Annotated in this window: 17 protein-coding genes; 6 read left to right on the forward strand and 11 right to left on the reverse strand. The window is 68.8% G+C overall.

Annotated features, from left to right (window positions below):
- Positions 1–2 precede the first annotated feature (2 nt).
- The 4 genes from nadC to ACSUZC_RS14105 all read right to left on the reverse strand — a co-directional run bounded on the left by nadC (position 3) and on the right by ACSUZC_RS14105 (position 2,964).
- Positions 3–914: a carboxylating nicotinate-nucleotide diphosphorylase gene (nadC, locus tag ACSUZC_RS14090; RefSeq protein WP_439029155.1), complete on the reverse strand. Its 912-nt coding sequence runs from the start codon at positions 912–914 to the stop codon at positions 3–5.
- Positions 911–1,978: a quinolinate synthase NadA gene (gene nadA, locus ACSUZC_RS14095; protein WP_439029156.1), complete on the reverse strand. Its 1,068-nt coding sequence runs from the start codon at positions 1,976–1,978 to the stop codon at positions 911–913. The genes nadC and nadA overlap by 4 nt, the downstream gene beginning before the upstream one ends.
- A 195-nt stretch (positions 1,979–2,173) precedes the next feature.
- On the reverse strand, positions 2,174–2,707 hold the full coding sequence (locus tag ACSUZC_RS14100; RefSeq protein WP_439029157.1) for a DUF1990 family protein: 534 nt from the start codon (positions 2,705–2,707) through the stop codon (positions 2,174–2,176).
- Positions 2,704–2,964: a helix-turn-helix domain-containing protein gene (locus ACSUZC_RS14105; protein ID WP_238421658.1), complete on the reverse strand. Its 261-nt coding sequence runs from the start codon at positions 2,962–2,964 to the stop codon at positions 2,704–2,706. The genes ACSUZC_RS14100 and ACSUZC_RS14105 overlap by 4 nt, the downstream gene beginning before the upstream one ends.
- Before the next feature lie 90 nt (positions 2,965–3,054).
- Between ACSUZC_RS14105 and map the strand changes: the two genes are divergently transcribed.
- The gene (gene map, locus ACSUZC_RS14110; RefSeq protein WP_439029158.1) at positions 3,055–3,828 is read left to right on the forward strand and encodes a type I methionyl aminopeptidase; all 774 of its coding nucleotides are present in this window, start codon (positions 3,055–3,057) and stop codon (positions 3,826–3,828) included.
- An 87-nt stretch (positions 3,829–3,915) separates the two neighbouring features.
- A complete protein-coding gene (locus tag ACSUZC_RS14115; protein ID WP_439029159.1) occupies positions 3,916–4,638 on the forward strand; it encodes an NUDIX hydrolase in 723 nt (240 codons plus the stop codon).
- Here ACSUZC_RS14115 and ACSUZC_RS14120 read toward each other — a convergent pair.
- The 6 genes from ACSUZC_RS14120 to ACSUZC_RS14145 are packed head-to-tail and all read right to left on the reverse strand — an operon-like array spanning position 4,601 to position 9,914.
- On the reverse strand, positions 4,601–5,245 hold the full coding sequence (locus tag ACSUZC_RS14120) for a DUF2567 domain-containing protein (RefSeq protein ID WP_439029160.1): 645 nt from the start codon (positions 5,243–5,245) through the stop codon (positions 4,601–4,603). The two genes, ACSUZC_RS14115 and ACSUZC_RS14120, sit on opposite strands and share 38 nt — an antisense overlap.
- A complete protein-coding gene (gene bsaP, locus ACSUZC_RS14125) occupies positions 5,242–5,481 on the reverse strand; it encodes a biotin synthase auxiliary protein BsaP (RefSeq protein ID WP_238421662.1) in 240 nt (79 codons plus the stop codon). The genes ACSUZC_RS14120 and bsaP overlap by 4 nt, the downstream gene beginning before the upstream one ends.
- A 32-nt stretch (positions 5,482–5,513) precedes the next feature.
- Positions 5,514–6,551, reverse strand: a complete 1,038-nt coding sequence (bioB, locus tag ACSUZC_RS14130) for a biotin synthase BioB (protein WP_439029161.1) — start codon at positions 6,549–6,551, stop codon at positions 5,514–5,516.
- Positions 6,552–6,592: 41 nt separating this feature from the next.
- Complete coding sequence (gene bioD, locus ACSUZC_RS14135; protein WP_439029162.1) at positions 6,593–7,384, reverse strand: dethiobiotin synthase; 792 nt, start codon at positions 7,382–7,384, stop codon at positions 6,593–6,595.
- Positions 7,381–8,583, reverse strand: coding sequence for an 8-amino-7-oxononanoate synthase (locus tag ACSUZC_RS14140; RefSeq protein WP_439029163.1), 1,203 nt, complete (start codon positions 8,581–8,583; stop codon positions 7,381–7,383). The genes bioD and ACSUZC_RS14140 overlap by 4 nt, the downstream gene beginning before the upstream one ends.
- A complete protein-coding gene (locus tag ACSUZC_RS14145; RefSeq protein ID WP_439029164.1) occupies positions 8,580–9,914 on the reverse strand; it encodes an adenosylmethionine--8-amino-7-oxononanoate transaminase in 1,335 nt (444 codons plus the stop codon). The genes ACSUZC_RS14140 and ACSUZC_RS14145 overlap by 4 nt, the downstream gene beginning before the upstream one ends.
- A 134-nt stretch (positions 9,915–10,048) precedes the next feature.
- On the opposite strand from ACSUZC_RS14145, the gene ACSUZC_RS14150 reads away from it, so the two are divergent.
- The 4 genes from ACSUZC_RS14150 (at position 10,049) to treY (ending at position 17,940) form a co-directional block, all read left to right on the forward strand.
- Entirely contained in the window at positions 10,049–10,606 is a 558-nt protein-coding gene (locus ACSUZC_RS14150; RefSeq protein ID WP_439029165.1) for a TetR family transcriptional regulator, read from the forward strand.
- Between the two features lie 174 nt (positions 10,607–10,780).
- Entirely contained in the window at positions 10,781–12,958 is a 2,178-nt protein-coding gene (locus tag ACSUZC_RS14155; protein ID WP_439029166.1) for an acyltransferase family protein, read from the forward strand.
- A gap of 109 nt (positions 12,959–13,067) precedes the next feature.
- The gene (gene glgX, locus ACSUZC_RS14160) at positions 13,068–15,629 is read left to right on the forward strand and encodes a glycogen debranching protein GlgX (RefSeq protein WP_439029167.1); all 2,562 of its coding nucleotides are present in this window, start codon (positions 13,068–13,070) and stop codon (positions 15,627–15,629) included.
- Between the two features lie 4 nt (positions 15,630–15,633).
- Positions 15,634–17,940, forward strand: a complete 2,307-nt coding sequence (gene treY, locus ACSUZC_RS14165; protein WP_439029168.1) for a malto-oligosyltrehalose synthase — start codon at positions 15,634–15,636, stop codon at positions 17,938–17,940.
- Positions 17,941–18,015: 75 nt separating this feature from the next.
- Here treY and ACSUZC_RS14170 read toward each other — a convergent pair whose 3' ends face one another.
- Positions 18,016–18,912 (reverse strand): hypothetical protein, encoded by an 897-nt coding sequence (locus tag ACSUZC_RS14170; protein WP_439029169.1) that lies wholly within the window; start codon positions 18,910–18,912, stop codon positions 18,016–18,018.
- Positions 18,913–18,922: the final 10 nt, after the last annotated feature.

The raw sequence follows: 18,922 nt of genomic DNA on the forward strand, positions 1-18,922 counted from the left end.
GCCTACGGCGCCGGGATGTCCAGGCCGAGGTCCAGCACGGTGACCGAGTGCGTCAGCGCCCCGACGGCCAGGTAGTCGACGCCGGTACGGGCGTAGTCGGCGGCGACGTCGAGGGACAGCCCGCCGGAGCTCTCCAGCTTGGTCTCGGGCGAGCGGGTGTTGCGACGTTGCACGGCCATCTGGGTCGCCCACGGTTCGAAGTTGTCGAGCAGCACCAGCTGCGGTTGCAGTTCGAGGACCTCGTCGAGCTGGGACAGCGAGTCCACCTCGACCTCGACGGGCAACCCGGGTGCTGCGTCTCGCACGGCCCGCAACGCGGCCGCGACCGACCCTGCGGCGACGACGTGGTTGTCCTTGATGAGGGCGGCGTCGCCGAGACCCATCCGGTGGTTGACTCCCCCGCCGGCGCGGACCGCGTACTTCTGCAGGTGGCGCAGACCGGGCAGCGTCTTTCGGGAGTCACGGATTCTCGCGCCGGTCCCCTCCACCGCGGCCACCCAGGCCGCGGTGGCCGTGGCAATACCCGACATGTGCGAGATCAGGTTCAGCGCAGTGCGTTCCGCGGTCAGCAGCGCGCGCGTCGGGGCGTGCACGGACAACACGACGGTGCCCGGTTCGACGCGGCCACCATCGTCGACCCGGGTCCCGATCGAGTACTCGCCCACACCGATCACCTCGTCGAAGACCGCCTCGACGACGGGGACACCGGCGATGACGCCGTGCGCGCGGCTGATGATCGCCGCGTCGACGACCGCATCGGCGGGCACCGTGGACGCGGTCGTGACGTCGGGCCCGTACCGCAGGTCCTCGTCGAGCGCGGTCCGGATCAACGCGCGGACCTCGTCGGTGACCGCGGCACCCAGTTCGCCACCCGCGGCTTGACCGACGAAATCGTCGCTCACGCCAGCGCTCATTCGCCCGAGCCGGGGTTGCCGATCGCGATCATCCGCTCGACGCTCTTGCGCGCCTTCGCGGCGACATCGGCGGCGACGAAGACCTCGTCGCGACCCTCGCGCAGGCACCGGAGCAGGGCGGCGGGAGTGATCATCTTCATGTAGGGGCACGACGCGCGATCGTTGACCGCCTGGAAGTCGACGCCCGGCGCGGCTTTACGCAACTGGTGCAGCATCCCGACCTCGGTGGCGACGAGGACCTGCTTGGCACCGGTCTCGCGGGCCGCGTCGAGCATGCCGCCGGTCGAGAGGATCTTCACCTTCTCCTCGGGCACGAAGCCCTCGCCCGCCAGGTACAGCGCCGACGTCGCGCACCCGCACTCCGGGTGGATGAACAGGTCGGCATCGGGGTGAGCGTTGGCCTGCGCGGTCAGCTCGTCACCGTTGATACCGGCGTGGACGTGGCATTCGCCCGCCCAGATGTGGATGTTGTCGCGACCGGTCTCGCGCTTGACGTGCGCGCCGAGGAACTGATCGGGCAGGAACAGCACGTCGCGGTCGGGATCGATCGAGGCGACCACGTCGACAGCGTTCGACGAGGTGCAGCAGATGTCGGTGAGCCCCTTCACCTCGGCGGTGGTGTTGACGTAGGACACCACCAGCGCGTCGGGGTACTCGGCCTTCCATGCGCGCAGTTCGTCCGCGGTGATCGAGTCGGCCAGCGAGCAACCGGCGCGCTCGTCGGGGATCAGGACCCGCTTCTCGGGGCTCAGGATCTTGGCGGTCTCCGCCATGAAGTGCACGCCGCAGAAGATGATCTCGTCCGAGTCGACCTCGGCCGCGATCCGCGACAGCGCGAGAGAGTCACCGACGTGATCGGCCACATCCTGGATGGCCGGGAGCTGGTAGTTGTGCGCGAGCAGCGTCGCGTTGCGAGCGCGGGCGAGTCGACGGACCTCGTCCGCCCACTCCTGGGTCGGCTCGACACCGGTGTATCCACCGGGTGCGTCATACCACTGCGCATCGATGAGCGCCGACGCTGTAGGCGCGGTCACGGCCGCCGGGCGATCGCTGGTGATGCTCATTGCCACTCCTCTGGCTGCCCGGAACGACCATCGGCTCCGGGACGCTGGTTCCCCAGATCACGGGCCGTGTGTCCGAGGCAGGTTTTCGACTCGTGGTCGAAAACGCTATGCATCGTAACATTCGCCACACCGCAGGCATTCCCGCGACGGTCGCCGACGGGCACCGGTGACCGCCCGCCACCCGCGGATCCCCTGTCAGGGACACATGAGGGCGTCGAGATAACGGTCGGTCATCCTCGACTGGACGAACCTGCCGACGGGACCGCCCAGCCGGGTGAACCATCGACCCGGCCGCGAGAAGGCGACGATGTGCCCGACGACGGTGTCGTCGTCGCACCACTGCACCCAGAACCGCTCCTCACCGGACTCCGGGTGCCCGGGCAGGGTGCCGTAGGCGAAGCCCCGCTCGCGGTCGGAGTCGATCACCTCGACCACCCGGCATCGTGCGGGCAGCCCCACGCGTCCGATCCCCAGGCGCAGGGTGACCGACGCGCCGACCGAGACGGCCGGGAGCCCACCGTCGCGTTCGGCGACGACCTCGAGGCCGGCACGACGATGCATGTCCCAGTTCAGGATTCGTGACGAGGCGGCGACAAAGCAGTCCTGTCCGGCACCGACGACGCGCGAGCGGCGCACGTGGTGGTAACCCTCCGGCAGCTCTCCGGCGGTGGCACCGACCTCCCGGTAGGTCAGCTCCGATCGCCCTGCCGACTCCTGCTGCGGGGTCATCCGGCGCGCGCCACCTCGGCCTCGAGCACCAGCGCGAGGTCGTCGAGCGAGGTGTCGAGGGCCCTGGCGAGCGCGGCGATCGTCGCGAACGCCGGTGTCGGCATCCGCCCGGTCTCGATCTTGCGGAGCGTCTCGGGTGAGATCCCGGCGCCGACCGCGACATCACCGAGCGGGCGTCCCCCGCGCAACTCGCGCAACCGGGCCCCCAGCCGGCGGCCGGCGGCGATCTGTTCCGGGGTCAACGGGTTACGCACCATGCGGCGATCGTAGCCGATCCGGTATACCTATACCGGAGCGACGGTATTTCTATACCGTCCACACCCCGACTCGACACCGAAGGACACCAGATGGTCGAACTGAAGACACCCGACGAGGTCGCCGCGATGGGGGTGACCGGGAAGTTCATCGCCGACCTGCTCGACGACCTGACCGAGCGCGCCGACGTGGGTGTGAACCTCCTGGATCTCGAGGAGCGTGCACGCGAGCTGATCGCCGCACGTGGTGCGCAATCGTGCTACTGGGACTATTCCCCCTCGTTCGGGCGCGGACCGTTCCGCAATGTCATCTGTCTGTCGGTGAACGACGCTGTGCTGCATGGCCTTCCGCACGATCACGTGCTCGCCGACGGAGACCTGCTGTCGATGGACATCGCGGTGTCGATCGACGGCTGGGTGGCCGACTCCGCCCGGAGCATCATCGTCGGGACACCGAGACCCGAGGACCGGCGTCTCGTCGAGGCGACCGAGGAGGCACTTGCGGCCGCCATCGACGCCGCACGACCCGAGGGACGACTCGGGGACATCTCCGCCGCCATCGGATCGGTCGCCAAGTCGTACGGCTATCGCGTCAACACGGAATTCGGCGGTCACGGACTCGGACGCACCATGCACGAGGACCCGCACGTGGCCAACGTGGGCAGGGCCGGCCGCGGCATGAGGCTGCGTCCCGGCCTCACCCTCGCGCTGGAACCCTGGTTCACCCTGGGTTCCGACCGCATCAAGTTCGATGCCGACGGATGGACGATTCGCTCGTTCGACGGTACGCGCGGTGCCCACAGCGAACACACCATCGCGGTCACCGACGGCGAGGCGCTGATACTGACGTCGAACGGACCGCGGTAGCGCGAGCGGCTCCGACACTGCTCGGCGCTGATCCTCCCGGCTCACCAGCGGGCACGATCGAGCGAGCCGAGCCCTACAATCGAGCGCATGCCAGCCGCCGGGTCCGAGCCGCCCATCGCCGACGGCACGACACTCCGGGTGGAAGTGCTCAGCGTCGTGTTCCAGATCCGGGCGTCCTCCCCCGGCACCGACGAGGACAACGCATCGCTGTGCGTGCTGCTCTCGCGGTCATCCACCGACTGCTGGGCACTTCCCGGCGGCGGCGTCGGAACCGACGAGACGCTGTCGGCGAGTGCCCGCCGGCTCGTCGCCGACACCCTCGACGTCCGGGAGATAGCGCATCTCGAGCAGTTGTCGGTGTTCTCCGACCCGCGGCGGGTGCCCGTGGTCCGCACGATCGCGTCGACCTACATGGGACTGGTGCCCTCGGACGCGTCCGCGTCGTTGCCCGACGGCGCCGCCTGGTTCGGCGTCGACCGATTACCGTCGCTCGCCTTCGATCACGGTGACATCATCGACGCGGCCCGGCATCGGCTGGCCGCGAAACTGTCCTACACCAACATCGCCTTCGCGCTGGCGCCGGCCCGCTTCCCGATGTCGCAACTCTCCGATATCTATTGCGCCGCATTGGGATATCCCGTGGACACGACCAATCTCCTGCGCATCCTGAGCCGCCGGGCCGTCGTGGTCGCCACCGGAACCGTCGGCAAGACCGGTCGTTCCGGGGGCCGGCCCCCGGCCCTCTACGCCTTCGCCGACAAGGAATTACGCGTCACGGACGAGTTCGCGACGCTGCGTCCGCCGATGTGATGTCGACCGCCGGCCAGTCGATGTCGTCGAGATCACCGACGCCGAGATCGGCGGTCCGCGAGGACAACACGCACACCAGGTACACCACTGCGAACGCGAACGGGGCACAGATGAGCAGCGTCCACGGGTCGCTCGGTCCCGATCGCGTACCACCGTCGAGCCAGAGTTCCGGCGCGACGCGGTAGACCGCCTCGACCGGCATCGTGGCCGGGTCGTCGTCGAAGCGCAGGCCCGCCACCCACATGCCGACCGTCGCCGCCAGCGCCCCACCGGCAGCGCTCGCCGTCACCGGCGCCACGAATCCGCGGACCCCGCGCCAGGTCCGGGCCGTGAACCACACGAGCAGTGCGGCAACGCCGCCGTAGGCGAACATCACCAGCGCGAACGCTCCGACCCCGCCGAAGTCGGTCGAGACGTCCTCCCGACGCAGGCCTTCGACGACGATCCCGGTGGTCGCGGGGGTGACGAGCCCCCAGATGACGCCCGCGACCGCACCGAGCGCCAGCACAGCGAGCACCACGGCGACCAGCCGTGCGAGCGGGCGCACCAGCCGTCGGGGCGATCCGGGTTCGAACCCGCGGACGTGCGAGCCGTCGGACACGCTCATCGTCGGCCCAGCTCCGTCGAGTCGACGGTGCCGTGACGCGAACAACGTGCGTCCCAGCCGTCGGGCCGCACCTGGACGACCATCCGCCGGCCGCACTGCCCACAGAAGCGCGGCGGTTCCAGACCGAGACGGGCCGCCGGCGGAATCGCCTCGGGCGCCTGCAGTTCCAGTTCGAGTCCGGTGTAGACGCCGAACCTGCACGGTTCGGCGAGCGGACCCGGGACGGTGTCGATCATGAGAACACGCTACCGATCGCCGGAACCGGTCGTCAGATCGTGTCGTTCAGCGACTTGATCGGCATCGACAGATCGCTGAGGAGATCGAGATCGTCCTCGGCCGGACGACCGAGCGTCGTGAGGTAGTTGCCGACGATGACGGCGTTGATGCCGCCGAGAATGCCCTGTTTGGCGCCGAGGTCCCCCAGGGTGATCTCACGCCCTCCGGCGAACCGGAGGATCGTGCGCGGCAGCGCCAGACGGAACGCCGCGACCGACTTGAGCGCCTCGGACGCGGGCAGCACGTCGAGATCCCCGAACGGGGTTCCGGGCCGCGGGTTGAGGAAGTTCAGGGGCACCTCGTCGGGCTCGAGTTCGGCGAGCTCGGCCGCGAACTCGGCACGCTGCTCGAGTGTTTCGCCCATACCGAGGATGCCGCCGCAGCAGACCTCCATCCCGGCGTCGCGGATCATGCGCAGGGTGTCCCAGCGCTCCTCCCAGGTGTGGGTGGTGACGACATTCGGGAAGTGGCTGCGTGCCGTCTCGAGGTTGTGGTTGTAGCGGTGCACGCCCATGTCGCGCAGCTGATCGACCTGCTCCTGGGTGAGCATGCCGAGGCTGCAGGCGATCTGGATGTCGACCTCGTTGCGGATGGCCTCGATTCCCGCCGCGACCTGACTCAGCAGCCGCTTGTCGGGCCCGCGGACCGCGGCCACGATGCAGAACTCGGTCGCACCCGTCTTGGCGGTCTGCTTGGCCGCCTCGACCAGGGACGGGATGTCGATCCAGGCGCTGCGCACCGGTGAGGCGAACAGTCCCGACTGGGAACAGAAGTGGCAGTCCTCCGGGCACCCGCCGGTCTTCAACGAGATGATGCCCTCGACCTCGACCTCCGGTCCGCACCAGCGCATCCGCACGTCGTGCGCCAGTTGCAGCAGCTCGGTGAGGCGCTCATCGGGCAGACGCAGGACGCGCAGGACCTGATCGCGATCGAGTGGTTCGCCGCGCTCGAGCACCTGCTCGCGGGCGAGCGCGAGGATGTCCTCGGAGGTTTCGGTCGTGCCGGCTGCATCGACGGTTGCCTGGGTCACTGGTGTACTCCTCGAGATGAATGTCCCTTGACGGGAACGGGTTACGAAGTCCGGACGAGCTGTTCCGGAAGGTGGGACAGGGTGGTGGCGAGCCAGTCCGGGTCGAACCAGGACGGTGCGAGCCGACGGAACCGCGCGGGTTCGACAGCCGCCGCGCCTGCGGGCAGGACGCCGACGACGGGTACGCCGGTGACGCGCGGCAGGTCGGTGCGGTTGCAGCGCATTGCGAGATCGGGATCGTCAGGCCACCACCCGATCAGGAGGCCGGCCGGCCGCAGTCCGCGCGACCGCACGGCATCGACGGTCAGCTCGGCATGGTTGAGCGAGCCGAGACCCGGCGCCACCACCACGACGACTCCGTCCGCGGTTCCCGGCACGAGCGTCGACGCGGCGATGTCGAGCAGGGTGGCCGACTCGCCCAGTCGCACCATCACCCCGCCTGCCCCTTCCACCAGGGTCAGGGCGTGGGACTCGGCCAGTTCGTCCACCGTGCGCACGATCGCGGCGGGATCGGCGAACGCCATCCCGGCGCGCCGTGCGGCGGTGTCGGGTGCGAGCGGCTCGGGATATCGGAACGATTCCGCGGTCGTGACCTCACCGGCGAGTCGGACGACCTCGGCCAGATCACCCGGTTCACCGGGACCCATCCCGGTCTGCACCGGCTTGTAGACGGCGACCCGGTCAGCGGGCCCCGCGGGGCTCGTCGATCCTGGACCTGACACCTCAGGGAGCCGGTGCGCCGCGGCGGCGAGCGCAGCGGTCGCGACAGTCTTGCCGACATCGGTGGAGGTACCGGTGACGGCGAGTACGCGGCCGCGTGAAGACGCGGTCATCGGGCGCCCACCTCACGCAGGGCCGCGTCGACGACGCCGGCCACGTGGTCGAGGATCTCGGTGTCGAGATCGGCGCGCACCGTGATCCGGAGGCGGGAGGTACCGGGCGGCACGGACGGGGGCCGGAAGCACCCGACCAGGACACCTCGTGCCCGGCAGGCCGCGGCCGCCGCGACCGCACGCTGCGGGTCGCCGACGATGATCGAGATGACCGCTGCGGCGGGTTCCTCGGCGCCGCAGGCCCGGGCGAGGTGGCGGGTGTTGTCGCGCAACCGTTCCGGCAGTCCGGGATCGAGGCGCAATACGTCGAGGGCCGCACGCGCGGCCCCCACCGCCGCCGGGTTGAGACCGGTGTCGAAGATGAAGGGACGGGCACAGTCGATCAGATGTGACCGCAGGAGTCGCGACCCCAGCACCACCCCGCCCTGCGACCCCAGGGATTTCGACAGCACGGTCGTCATCACGAGGTCGGGCGCCCCGGACAGACCGCGCTCGGCGAGCAGGCCGCGGCCACCGGGTCCTCGGACCCCCAGTGCGTGCGCCTCGTCGACGAGCAGCACCGCACCATGGGCGCGTGCGGCAGCGTAGAGGTCGGCGACCGGCGCCGGCTCACCGTCGATGCTGTAGACCGAATCGGTGACGACCAGCGCACGCCGTTCGGTGCGCTGCGCCAGCGCGGAGCGGACGGCGTCGTGGTCGCCGCGGTCGACGACCACCACACGGGCACGCGACAACCGGCACCCGTCGATGAGTGACGCATGCGTACCGGTGTCGCTGACGATGAGGTCGCCTCGTTGCGCCAGCGCGGTGATCGCCCCGACATTCGCGAGGTACCCCGACGAGAAGGCAAGGGCGGCGGGGAAGTCGAGGAAGTCGGCCAGCTCGGCTTCGAGGTCCGTGTGCGCGCTGGTCGTCCCGACGACCAGGCGTGAGGCCGTCGCACCGCCACCCCACTGCCGGGCGGCGGCCTGCGCACCGGCGATGACGGCGGGATGCGTCGACAGGCCGAGGTAGTCGTTGGAACCGAGGTTGATCTCGTCGCCATCGGCCCGACGGACGTGCGGCTCACGATGCAGACCGGCCTCGACCCGATCGCGTGCGGCGCCGGCCAGCCACGCGAGCCCGACCTCGCCGCCGTCGGCGCGGCCACCGGCATCGCGACCGGCACCGACATCGCTCGGCGTCTGCGTGGATGTCATGCCCCGACTCCCATCGGTCGGCGGTCGCGGACGCTCACACGGACGGCAGCAGCGACCCCGCGGACGATCACGGCGATGTCCTCGTCCGTGCAGATGAACGGAGGCATCGTGTACACCAGATTCCGGAACGGTCGTAGCCAGGCGCCCGCATCCACCGCTGCCTCGGTGGCGGCGGTCATGTCGACCGGACGGTCGAGTTCGACGACGCCGATGGCCCCCTTCACCCGGACGTCGGACACCCCGTCGAGATCCCCCAGCGGCGCCAGGCCGTCGAGAAGACCCTGTTCGATCGCGTGCACCCGATCGGCCCACGGAGACTCGAGCAACAACTCGATCGCCTCGACCGCGACCGCGCAGGCGAGCGGGTTGGCCATGAAAGTCGGCCCGTGCGCGAGGCCGCCCGCCTCTCCCTCGCTGATGACCTCGGCGATCCGCGTCGTGCACAGCGTGGCGGCCAGCGTCATGTATCCACCTGTCAGGGCCTTGCCGACGCACATGATGTCGGGCGACACACCCGGGTCCGTCGACGCCGGGCCACCCGGACCGGGAACGGCATCGGCGGCGAACATCGTGCCGGTACGGCCGAAACCCGTCGCGATCTCGTCGAAGATGAGCAGGACGTCATGCCGGTCACAGATGTCGCGCAGGGAGCGCAGGTATTCGGCGTCGTGGAAACGCATGCCGCCGGCGCCCTGGACGATCGGTTCGACGATGATCGCGGCCAGCTCGTCCCGGTGCGCGCGGACCGCGTCCTCGAGCCGCACGACGTACTCGGGCCGGAACTCGGCGGGCGGGGCGTCGACGAAGACCTGGCGAGCCAGCACCGCCGACCACATCGAGTGCATCCCGCCCTCGGGGTCGCAGACGCTCATCGGGGTGAAGGTGTCGCCGTGGTAGCCGCCGCGCCAGGTCATCAACCGCGTACGTCCCGCCTGCCCGCGGCTCCGCCAGTACTGCAGCGCCATCTTCACCGCGACCTCGACCGACACCGAGCCCGAATCGCAGAAGAAGACCTTCTGCAGCGGCGCCGGGGTCACCTCGACCAGCAACCGGGCGAGACGTGCGGCGGGTTCGTGGGTCAGACCGCCGAACATGACGTGCGACATCCGGCCCAGCTGTGCGGTCGCGGCGGCGTCGAGGCGCGGGTGCCGGTAACCGTGGATCGCCGCCCACCAGGAACTCATCCCGTCGACGACCGATCGTCCGTCGGCGAGCTGCAGTCGAACACCCGATGCGGACGACACGACGAGCGGGCGGGCCGGCGCGGGCATCGCGCCGTAGGGATGCCAGATGTGCTGGGCGTCGACGCGACTGATCTCGTCGGAGTCCACGGTGCACCTTTCTCCCTGTGACGGCGGCACTCCTGGACAACGTCCAGGAGTCCTGAACACCGTACAGGCAACCCTGGACGGTGTACAGGCGGCTGGTTCCGGCGACCTCTGCCGAGATCACTACGCTGACGCGGGTGAGCAACAGCCGCACCGACGTTCTCCGCGCAGCCCGCGACATCCTCGGCGAGCACAGCCTGGCCGACCTGTCGATGCGACGGTTGGCCACCGAACTCGGCGTGCGCCCCAATGCGCTGTACTGGCATTTCCCCAACAAGCAGACACTTCTGGCCGCGCTGGCCGACGACATCCTCGGCTCTGTCGCCATCCCCGACACCGGAATTCGCTGGGATGACCGGCTGGATCGACTGGCGACCGACATGCGGGCGGCGCTGCTCGAGGTCCCCGACAGCGCCGAGATCGTCTCGTCGAGCTGGGCCAGCGGCCTGTCCGCGAAGACGATCACCGCCGACATCATCGCCGCCGGCCACGCCGGCGGACTGTCGATCCGCGACGCCGAAGCCGTGAGCACCGCACTGTGCCAGCTGGTCATCGGCCTGACCATCGAGGAGCAGACCCGCGCGCAGATGGAACGGCTCGGTGTCATCGAGCCGTCGGGGCGCGACTTCGGCGGCGAGTTCCGCGACGGGTTGTCGATCATCCTCGACGGGGCGCGCACGCGACGGACTCGGTAGGTCCCTGACGGCAGCTCCCGGACGGCCCGATCGGCCGGGTGTCGCATCCGCCGGAATCGGAATTTCACAGCTTCGGCGGGTACATTGCTAGCCGATCAGCCCCGGCCCGACCCCGCGAGAGGCGGCCCACCCCCGACCGGAAAGACACCTTCTGTGGCATCGACGACGAGAGTGGTGGCACCGGAGTCGGCGCCCTCGACTCCGACGACGCCCGCCTACCGGACCGACCTCGACGGCCTGCGAGGCATCGCCATCGCCCTCGTCGCCTGCTTCCACGTCTGGTTCGGCAAGGTCTCCGGCGGCGTCGACGTCTTCCTCACGCTGTCCGGGTACTTCTTCATCGGCTCGCTACTGCGGCACGCGATCTCCAGTCAGGCCCCGCACGTCACCTTCCGGGACACGCTCAACCCGTGGCCGCGGCTGAAACGACTCCTCAAGCGGCTGCTCCCGGCACTGTTCACGGTGCTGATCGCGGTCACCCTGCTCACCCTGCTGATCCTGCCCCAGACACGCTGGGCCAACGTCGGGCGCGAGGTCATCGCCAGCGCGCTCTACTACCAGAACTGGTACCTGGCGCAGAATTCTCAGGACTACCTCGCGGCGAGCTCGGCGAACAGTCCGCTGCAACACATCTGGTCGATGTCGGTGCAGGGCCAGTTCTTCGTCCTGACACTCCTCGTCGCGCTCGCGTTCGCGGCACTGTTGAAACTCGGCGCCCGCCTCGCGCAGCCGTTCGCCGACCCGCGGATCATCCGGCTCGTCGTCGGCGGTGCGCTGTTGCTCGTAGCGCTGGTGTCGTTCTACTGGGCGCACCGCGGGCTGGCGATCAACCAGCCCTACAACTACTACGACACGCTCTCGCGTCTCTGGGAGCCGCTCGCCGGTGGCCTGCTGGCGATCTGGCTGCCGACCCTGCGCGTCCCCAACTGGGTGCGCAACATCGCGACGGTCTTCGCTCTGGCGCTGATCGTCAGCTGCGGATTCTGGATCGACGGCGTGAACGCCTACCCGGGACCGATGGCCCTCGTCCCGGTCGGCGCGACGCTGCTCATCATCTGGGCCGGTGGTACCGCCCTGCAGAAGCCACCGAGTGGGGCGCATGCCGCCGCGCAGGAGATGCCCGTCGTCAACCGCTGGCTCGCCGGCAGCTGGCCGGTATGGCTGGGCACGATCGCCTACGCCCTCTACCTCTGGCACTGGCCGCTGCTCATCTTCTACCTGACATGGCGCGACAAGAACCACGCGAACTTCATCGAAGGCGTCGGCATCCTCGCGGTGTCGGTCGGGCTGGCCTGGCTGACCAAGCGCTACATCGAGGATCCGTTGCGTGGCGGCAACCGGTCGGCGCTCGTCCGCGGCACCCGCGACGGGCGATCCCGGTGGTTGTCGTACACCTCGGTGGTGACCTCGATCCTGGTGGTGGCCACCTTGGTGACCGGTATAGGGATCACCGTGTGGGAACGACACGTCGCCAACATCGTCGTCGACACCAAGAATCTCGACCCCCGCTCATACCCCGGTGCGCGCGCACTTCTCGACGGCTGGCCGGTCCCCGCGGTCGACCCACAGCCGTCCGCTCTGGCCGTGATCAAGGACTTCCCGGAGACCTCCACCGACGGCTACATGAGCGACTTCACCGACAACGAGATCCATGTCGGCGTCTACGGCGACCCCAACGCCACCCGGACCATCGCGCTGGCCGGTGGTTCACATGCCGAGATGTGGATCTCCGCCCTCGACATCCTCGGCAAACGCAACGGTTTCAAGGTGACGACGTACCTCAAGATGGGGTGTCCGTTGTCGACCAACCCGGTCCCCAAACAGCGCGGGGTCCCCTACCCCGAGTGCTACGACTGGGGCCAACGCGTCATCGACCGGGTGATCGCCGACAAACCCGACGCCGTCCTCACCAACTCCACCCGGCCCCGGGACTACGAGCCCGGCGACTGGGTACCGCCGGACTATGTGCCCATCTTCGACCGCTTCCTCGGCGCCGGCGTCCCCGTGCTCGGCATGCGCGACACGCCCTGGCCGAAGAACGCGAAGGGCACGATCGACACGCCGATCTGCCTCGCCGACGGCGGCGACGCCGAGAGTTGCGGGTCACGCCGCGACGCCGTCCTCGCTCCCGAGGATCCCGCGGTTGCGCTCGCCGCGACGCGACCCGACTTCCATCCCCTGGACATGTCGGACGGGATCTGCGACGCGGAGCGGTGCCCGGCGATCGTCGGCAACATCACCGTCTACAAGGACCCCCACCACCTGAGCGCCACCTACGTCCGCAGTCTCACCGACGAGCTCGGACGGCAGATGGCAGCTCAGCTGCCGTGGACCGGGCCGCAGGTACCCTGACCGGCGCCCGGCGAACCCCCACGAAGCCGTCGCGTGGGACATCTCTCAACGCGTGGGCGCCGCGGCGTTCCGAGATGACCGTCCGCCGCAACGCGACTAGTGTCGACTCATGACGTCGCCGAAGGCGGGTGAGTCCGTGCCGCCGTCCCCCGGTGAGCAGCCGGACGATTCGAACACCTCCCCGCAGACCCCCCAACCGGACACCTCGACGAGCACGACCGACACCTCGTCGGGCGAGGACGCCGGCGGTCGGTCGGTGGAGCTACCGGCCGACCCCGCGCACACCGACGTCCTCGTCGAGCCCGAACCGGAACCCATCCCGGTCTGGCCCGGCACTCCCTATCCGCTCGGCGCGACCTATGACGGTGTGGGAACCAACTTCTCACTGTTCTCCGAGGTCGCCGAGGCAGTCGAGCTGTGTCTGATCGACCAGGACGGCAAGGAACGTCGCATCCGCCTCGAAGAGGTGGACGGTTACTGCTGGCACTGCTATCTCCCCAACATCGGTCCCGGGCAGTTCTACGGATTCCGCGTCTACGGGCCGTACGACCCGGCACAGGGACTCCGATGCGATCCGAGCAAGCTCCTGCTCGACCCGTACGGCAAGGCATTCCACGGGGAGTTCGACGGCGACGCCTCGCTGTTCTCCTACCCGTTGCCGACGCCGCCCGACGAGACCGACTCCGACGGATCACCCGAGAACCACACACCCGGGGACGAGACGACCGAGTCGGCCACGCCCGGCGACGACTCTGCCGAGGACACCCCGGTCGTCGACGGTGACCCGGACAGCGGGGACGAACCCGCCGGAGCGGACGGGCAGGGCGGCGACGCCGATTCCCCGTCGGACTCCGCACAGGCGTCCGACGACGCCCCCGAGCAGTCGCAGGCCGCACCCGAACCCGAGCCGAACCCGATGCCCCAGCTGGATTCGCTCGGTCACACGATGTTGTCGGTGGTCATCAACCCGTACTTCGACTGGCAGAACGATCGCGCTCCCAATCGTCCGTACCACCAGACCGTGATCTACGAAGCCCACGTCAAGGGCATGACCGCCACGCATCCCGGAATCCCCGAAAACCTGCGCGGCACGTACGCGGGGCTGTGCCACCCGGTGATCATCGAACATCTCCAGTCCCTGGGGATCACCGCCATCGAGCTCATGCCCGTCCACCAGTTCATGCAGGACTTCGTGCTGCGCGACAAGGGACTCCGAAATTACTGGGGCTACAACACCTTCGGGTTCCTGGCACCCCACATCGAGTACTCGTCGAACCCGGATCAGCCGGCCAGCGCGGTCACCGAGTTCAAGGCGATGGTGCGGGAGTTCCACAACGCAGGCATCGAAGTCATCCTCGACGTGGTCTACAACCACACCGCCGAGGGCAACCACCTCGGTCCGACCGTGTCGTTCCGGGGCATCGACAACGCCGCCTACTACCGCCTCGTCGACGGCGAACCCGAGATGTACATGGACTACACGGGGACCGGCAACAGCCTCAACGGCCGTCACCCGCACACCCTGCAGCTCATCATGGATTCGCTGCGGTACTGGATCCTCGAGATGCACGTCGACGGCTTCCGGTTCGACCTCGCCTCGACACTCGCCCGCGAGTTGCACGACGTCGACCGGTTGTCGGCGTTCTTCGATCTGGTGCAGCAGGATCCGGTCGTCAGCCAGGTGAAGCTCATCGCCGAACCGTGGGACGTCGGCGAGGGCGGTTACCAGGTCGGCAACTTCCCCCCGCTGTGGACCGAGTGGAACGGCAAGTACCGCGACACCATGCGCGACTACTGGCGCGGTGAACCGTCGACACTGGGCGAGTTCGCCTCGCGGTTGACCGGGTCGTCGGATCTGTACGAGGCCACCGGCCGACGCCCGCTCGCCAGCATCAACTTCGTGATCGCCCACGACGGGTTCACCTTGCGGGACCTGGTGTCCTACAACGAGAAACACAACGCGGCCAACGGCGAGGACAACCGGGACGGCGAGAGCCACAACCGGTCCTGGAACTGCGGGGTGGAGGGTCCGACCGACGATCCGGAGATCAACGCGCTGCGGGCCCGCCAGCAGCGCAACGTCCTGGCGACGCTGTTCTTGTCCCAGGGCACCCCCATGCTCGCGCACGGCGACGAGATCGGCCGTACCCAGCAGGGCAACAACAACGTCTACTGCCAGGACTCCGAACTGTCCTGGATGGACTGGACTCTGGCGGAGGACAACGCCGACCTGCTCGAGTTCACCCGCAGAGCCATCGCGTTGCGCACACACCACCCGGTGTTCCGTCGGCGGAAGTTCTTCGGCGGCAAACCGATCCGATGGGGCGACCAGGCTCTCGACATCGCGTGGCTCACTCCTGCCGGTGAGGAGATGACGGCGGAGGACTGGGACAGCGGGTTCGGCAAGAGCCTCGCGGTCTTCCTGAACGGAAACGGCCTCGGCGAGAAGGACGAACGCGGCGAACTGGTCGTCGACGACTCGTTCTTCATCTGCTTCAACGCCCACTACGAGGACCTCGAATTCGCCCTGCCCCCGAAGTGGTACGGGAGCGAATGGGTCGGCGAGCTCGACACCACCCATCCGACCGGCGAGACCGACCTGACCGCCGAGGTGGGACAGACGGTCACCGTCGGCGGGCGGTCGGTGTTGGTACTGCGGAAGACGTCCTGACCGGATGAGCACGCGCCCTCAGCCACGAGCGACCTACCGACTGCAACTGCACAGCGACTTCGACTTCGCCGACGCCACAGCGGTTCTCGACCATCTCGTCGAACTCGGGGTCAGCCACGTCTACCTCTCCCCGATCGGCACCGCGTCGGAAGGTTCCACGCACGGGTACGACTGGTTGCCTCCGCCCGCGGTCGCACCCGCACTCGGAGGCCTCGACGGTTTCCGCGAACTGCGGGCCGCGGCGACCGCACGCGGACTCGGCCTGATCATCGACATCGTGCCGAACCACACCGGGGTCGCGGACGCCCTCGCCAACCCGTGGTTCGCGGATCTCCTTCGCCACGGCCGGGATTCGGAGTTCGCCACCTACTTCGACGTCGACTTCACCGACGACAACGGCGTGGACGGCAAGATCGCCCTGCCCGTCGTGGCCGCCGATGGCGACCTGAGTCCGCTCGAGATCGACGACGACGGCGATCTCCGCTACTACGACCACGCGTTCCCGGTCGCTCCGGGTACCGGTGACGGCACCGCGGCGCAGGTTCACGATCGTCAGCACTATCGGCTCGTTCCCTGGAACAGCGGACTCATCGGCTACCGCCGGTTCTTCACGGTCAACGAGCTCGCCGGACTCCGCCAAGAGGTTCCCGAGGTGTACGACGCCACCCACGGTTGGTTGCGCGACCTGCTCGACGCCGATCTCGTCGACGGTCTCCGCGTGGACCATCCGGACGGTCTCTGGGATCCACAGGACTACCTTCGCCGCCTGCGCTCCGATGTCGGAGACGACCGCCTGATCTACATCGAGAAGATCCTGGGCCCTGATGAGCCCCTCGAGCCGACGCTGCCGGTAGAGGGAACGACGGGGTACGACCAGATGCGGGTCATCGACGCGCTGTTCGTCGCGCCGTCCGGGGTGATGCAACTGACCGAACTGCACGAGCGGGTCACCGGTGAGACCGGCGACGGGCGGTGGATCGAGTCCGCCGAGCACCAGCGAAAGCTCACGACACTGCGCGAGTCCTTCCCTACCGAGCTCAGACGACTCGTCCGCGCCGTGCTCGACGCCGACCCCTCGGCCGATCGAGCCGACATCGCCGCGGCATGCGGCGAGCTGATCGCGGCCCTCGGCGTGTACCGAGCCGACTACCCGTCGTTGCGCCCGCGACTGCTGGCCGTCGCCACGCGGATCGCCGACGAGACCCCCGAGCTCGCGGCGGCGCTGGATCTCATCGTCCGCGCGACGGCGATACCCGGCGCCGCGACGTCGCGGCTGGCGCAGACATGCGGTGCGGTGACCGCGAAGAGCGTCGAGGACAGCCTCTTCTACCGCACGGCGCGCCTGGTGTCGGCCCAGGAAGTCGGCGCCGACCCGGCGAACCCGGTGTTGTCGATCCGGGAGTTCCACCAGCACAACACAGAACGCGCCGAACGCTGGCCTCTCGCCATGACCGCGTCGTCGACCCACGACACCAAACGCGGCGAGGACGTGCGTGCCCGCATCGCGGTTCTCTCGCAGGTCCCCGACCGATGGTCACGTCTGGTCGAGACCGTGTGGCGGGACACGGAGATTCCCGACGATTTCACCTGCTATTTCCTACTGCAGAACATCTTCGGAGTGTGGCCCCCCGACGGGAAGGTCACCGACGAGTTGCGTCACAGGCTTGTCGAGTACGCCCGCAAAGCAACACGCGAAGCCGGCCTGCGCACCACGTGGACCGAGGTCGACGAGGGGTTCGAGACCGCGGTGCAGACGTGGATCGATCAGGTCACGACGGGTTCCGTCGCGACCGCGATCACCGAACTCGTTCGCCGTGTCACGTCCGCCTGGGAGCAGGAAGCCCTCGCGCGCAAGGCGATAGCCATCCTGGCTCCCGGAGTGCCCGACATCTACCAGGGCACCGAGTGGTGGGAGGACTCGCTCGTCGACCCGGACAACCGACGGCCGGTGGATTTCGGCCGGTCCCTTGATCATCCGAAGTCGCAGCTCGTCCAGTCGGCCCTGCGGACCCGTGCCGCCCATCCGGATGCCTTCGGTGCGACGGGCAGCTATCGCGGACTGGACGCCGACGGTCCGGCATCCGATCACGTGATCGCCTTTCTCCGGGGTACCGCCGACGCCGCGGACGTGGTGACGATCACCGCCCGCTACACCCACAGCCTCGATCCCGCATCGGCGGCCGCGACGACGATCGAGCTACCCGCCGGGTCGCGGTGGCGCGACGTTCGGACGGGCGTGGTCTACACCGGGGCCGTCGACCTGGCCACCGCCCGGCAGACACATCCGGTGGCAATCCTCGTTCAGGCCTGACCACCAACCCTCGAGAGACGACCTCGCGCACCACCGATCGGTGGTGCGCGAGGTCGTCTGTTGAGTGCGAGCCGGTCAGCCCGCGGGTGCAGGCGCGGGCTGCGGTGCCTGTTGCGGCTGCTGTGGCGCGGATGCGCCTCCGCCCGGCAGCGACTGCGACGGATCGATCTGGCCGCTGGGGCTACCCGGCGGACCGTCGACCTTGGACACCAGCCACTTGCCGTCCTCTTTGCTCAGATCCAGACGGAACACCATCAGACTGGTGCCGCCGTTGGGCAACTTGGAGCTGCGGCCCGTGACCTCGGCCATCACCACCGTCTTGGCGGTGTCGGCTGCCACCGCCTCGACCGCGACGACGCTGATCGTCGACGACACCTCGATGTTCAGCGACTCGACGTTCGCCTCGGTGTCGGCACGCTCCTGTTCGAGGCGGTCACGCAACTCCCCGGTGGACAGCGGACCCAGGAGTTCCTTGGAGTTGCCCGCGTTGGCGGCGTTGAGCGTGGTCACGAGCTTGGTAACGAAGTCCGCCGACGCCGTCTTCGAGTCGGCGAAGGCGTCCGCTTCGCGCTGGAGATCGTAGGCCCGCCACCCCAGGAATCCGACGAGGGCGACAAGTGCGATCGCCAGTACCGCCGCGAGAAGCTTCTTGATCCCGTTCCCGGTGACCGTGAACGAGAACTCGCGACGGTCCGAGGCCTTGTCCGACGCCGTCGGCCGGGACTCACCCCTCGACGTCGGCGCCTCGTCGTCCGCGTTCGGCTTCGGGGTCGTTGCCGAACCGGAGCCGGAACGACGCGCGGACTTGCCGCGCGGCGCCGCCGCCGGGGTGTCGGTCGTGCCGGTGTCGGTCGTGCCGGTGTCGTCGGCGTTCGAGCCCTCGGCCCCCGAACCGGTGTCGGTCTCGACTGACACGGCGTCGGCCTCCTCCTCGGGTTTGGGTGTCACGTCAGGGTCATTCCGGTCAGTCATCTACAGGTCA

Origin of the sequence: Gordonia terrae (assembly GCF_051789125.1) — a bacterium.
Classification (GTDB): Bacteria; Actinomycetota; Actinomycetes; order Mycobacteriales; family Mycobacteriaceae; genus Gordonia; species Gordonia terrae_A.

Coding starts and splice junctions, on each gene's coding strand:
- nadC (WP_439029155.1), bottom strand. CDS start 914: ATGAGCGCTGGCGTGAGCGACGATTTCGTCGGTCAAGCCGCGGGTGGC.
- nadA (WP_439029156.1), bottom strand. CDS start 1,978: ATGAGCATCACCAGCGATCGCCCGGCGGCCGTGACCGCGCCTACAGCG.
- ACSUZC_RS14100 (WP_439029157.1), bottom strand. CDS start 2,707: ATGACCCCGCAGCAGGAGTCGGCAGGGCGATCGGAGCTGACCTACCGG.
- ACSUZC_RS14105 (WP_238421658.1), bottom strand. CDS start 2,964: ATGGTGCGTAACCCGTTGACCCCGGAACAGATCGCCGCCGGCCGCCGG.
- map (WP_439029158.1), top strand. CDS start 3,055: ATGGTCGAACTGAAGACACCCGACGAGGTCGCCGCGATGGGGGTGACC.
- ACSUZC_RS14115 (WP_439029159.1), top strand. CDS start 3,916: ATGCCAGCCGCCGGGTCCGAGCCGCCCATCGCCGACGGCACGACACTC.
- ACSUZC_RS14120 (WP_439029160.1), bottom strand. CDS start 5,245: ATGAGCGTGTCCGACGGCTCGCACGTCCGCGGGTTCGAACCCGGATCG.
- bsaP (WP_238421662.1), bottom strand. CDS start 5,481: ATGATCGACACCGTCCCGGGTCCGCTCGCCGAACCGTGCAGGTTCGGC.
- bioD (WP_439029162.1), bottom strand. CDS start 7,384: ATGACCGCGTCTTCACGCGGCCGCGTACTCGCCGTCACCGGTACCTCC.
- ACSUZC_RS14140 (WP_439029163.1), bottom strand. CDS start 8,583: ATGACATCCACGCAGACGCCGAGCGATGTCGGTGCCGGTCGCGATGCC.
- glgX (WP_439029167.1), top strand. CDS start 13,068: ATGACGTCGCCGAAGGCGGGTGAGTCCGTGCCGCCGTCCCCCGGTGAG.
- treY (WP_439029168.1), top strand. CDS start 15,634: ATGAGCACGCGCCCTCAGCCACGAGCGACCTACCGACTGCAACTGCAC.
- ACSUZC_RS14170 (WP_439029169.1), bottom strand. CDS start 18,912: ATGACTGACCGGAATGACCCTGACGTGACACCCAAACCCGAGGAGGAG.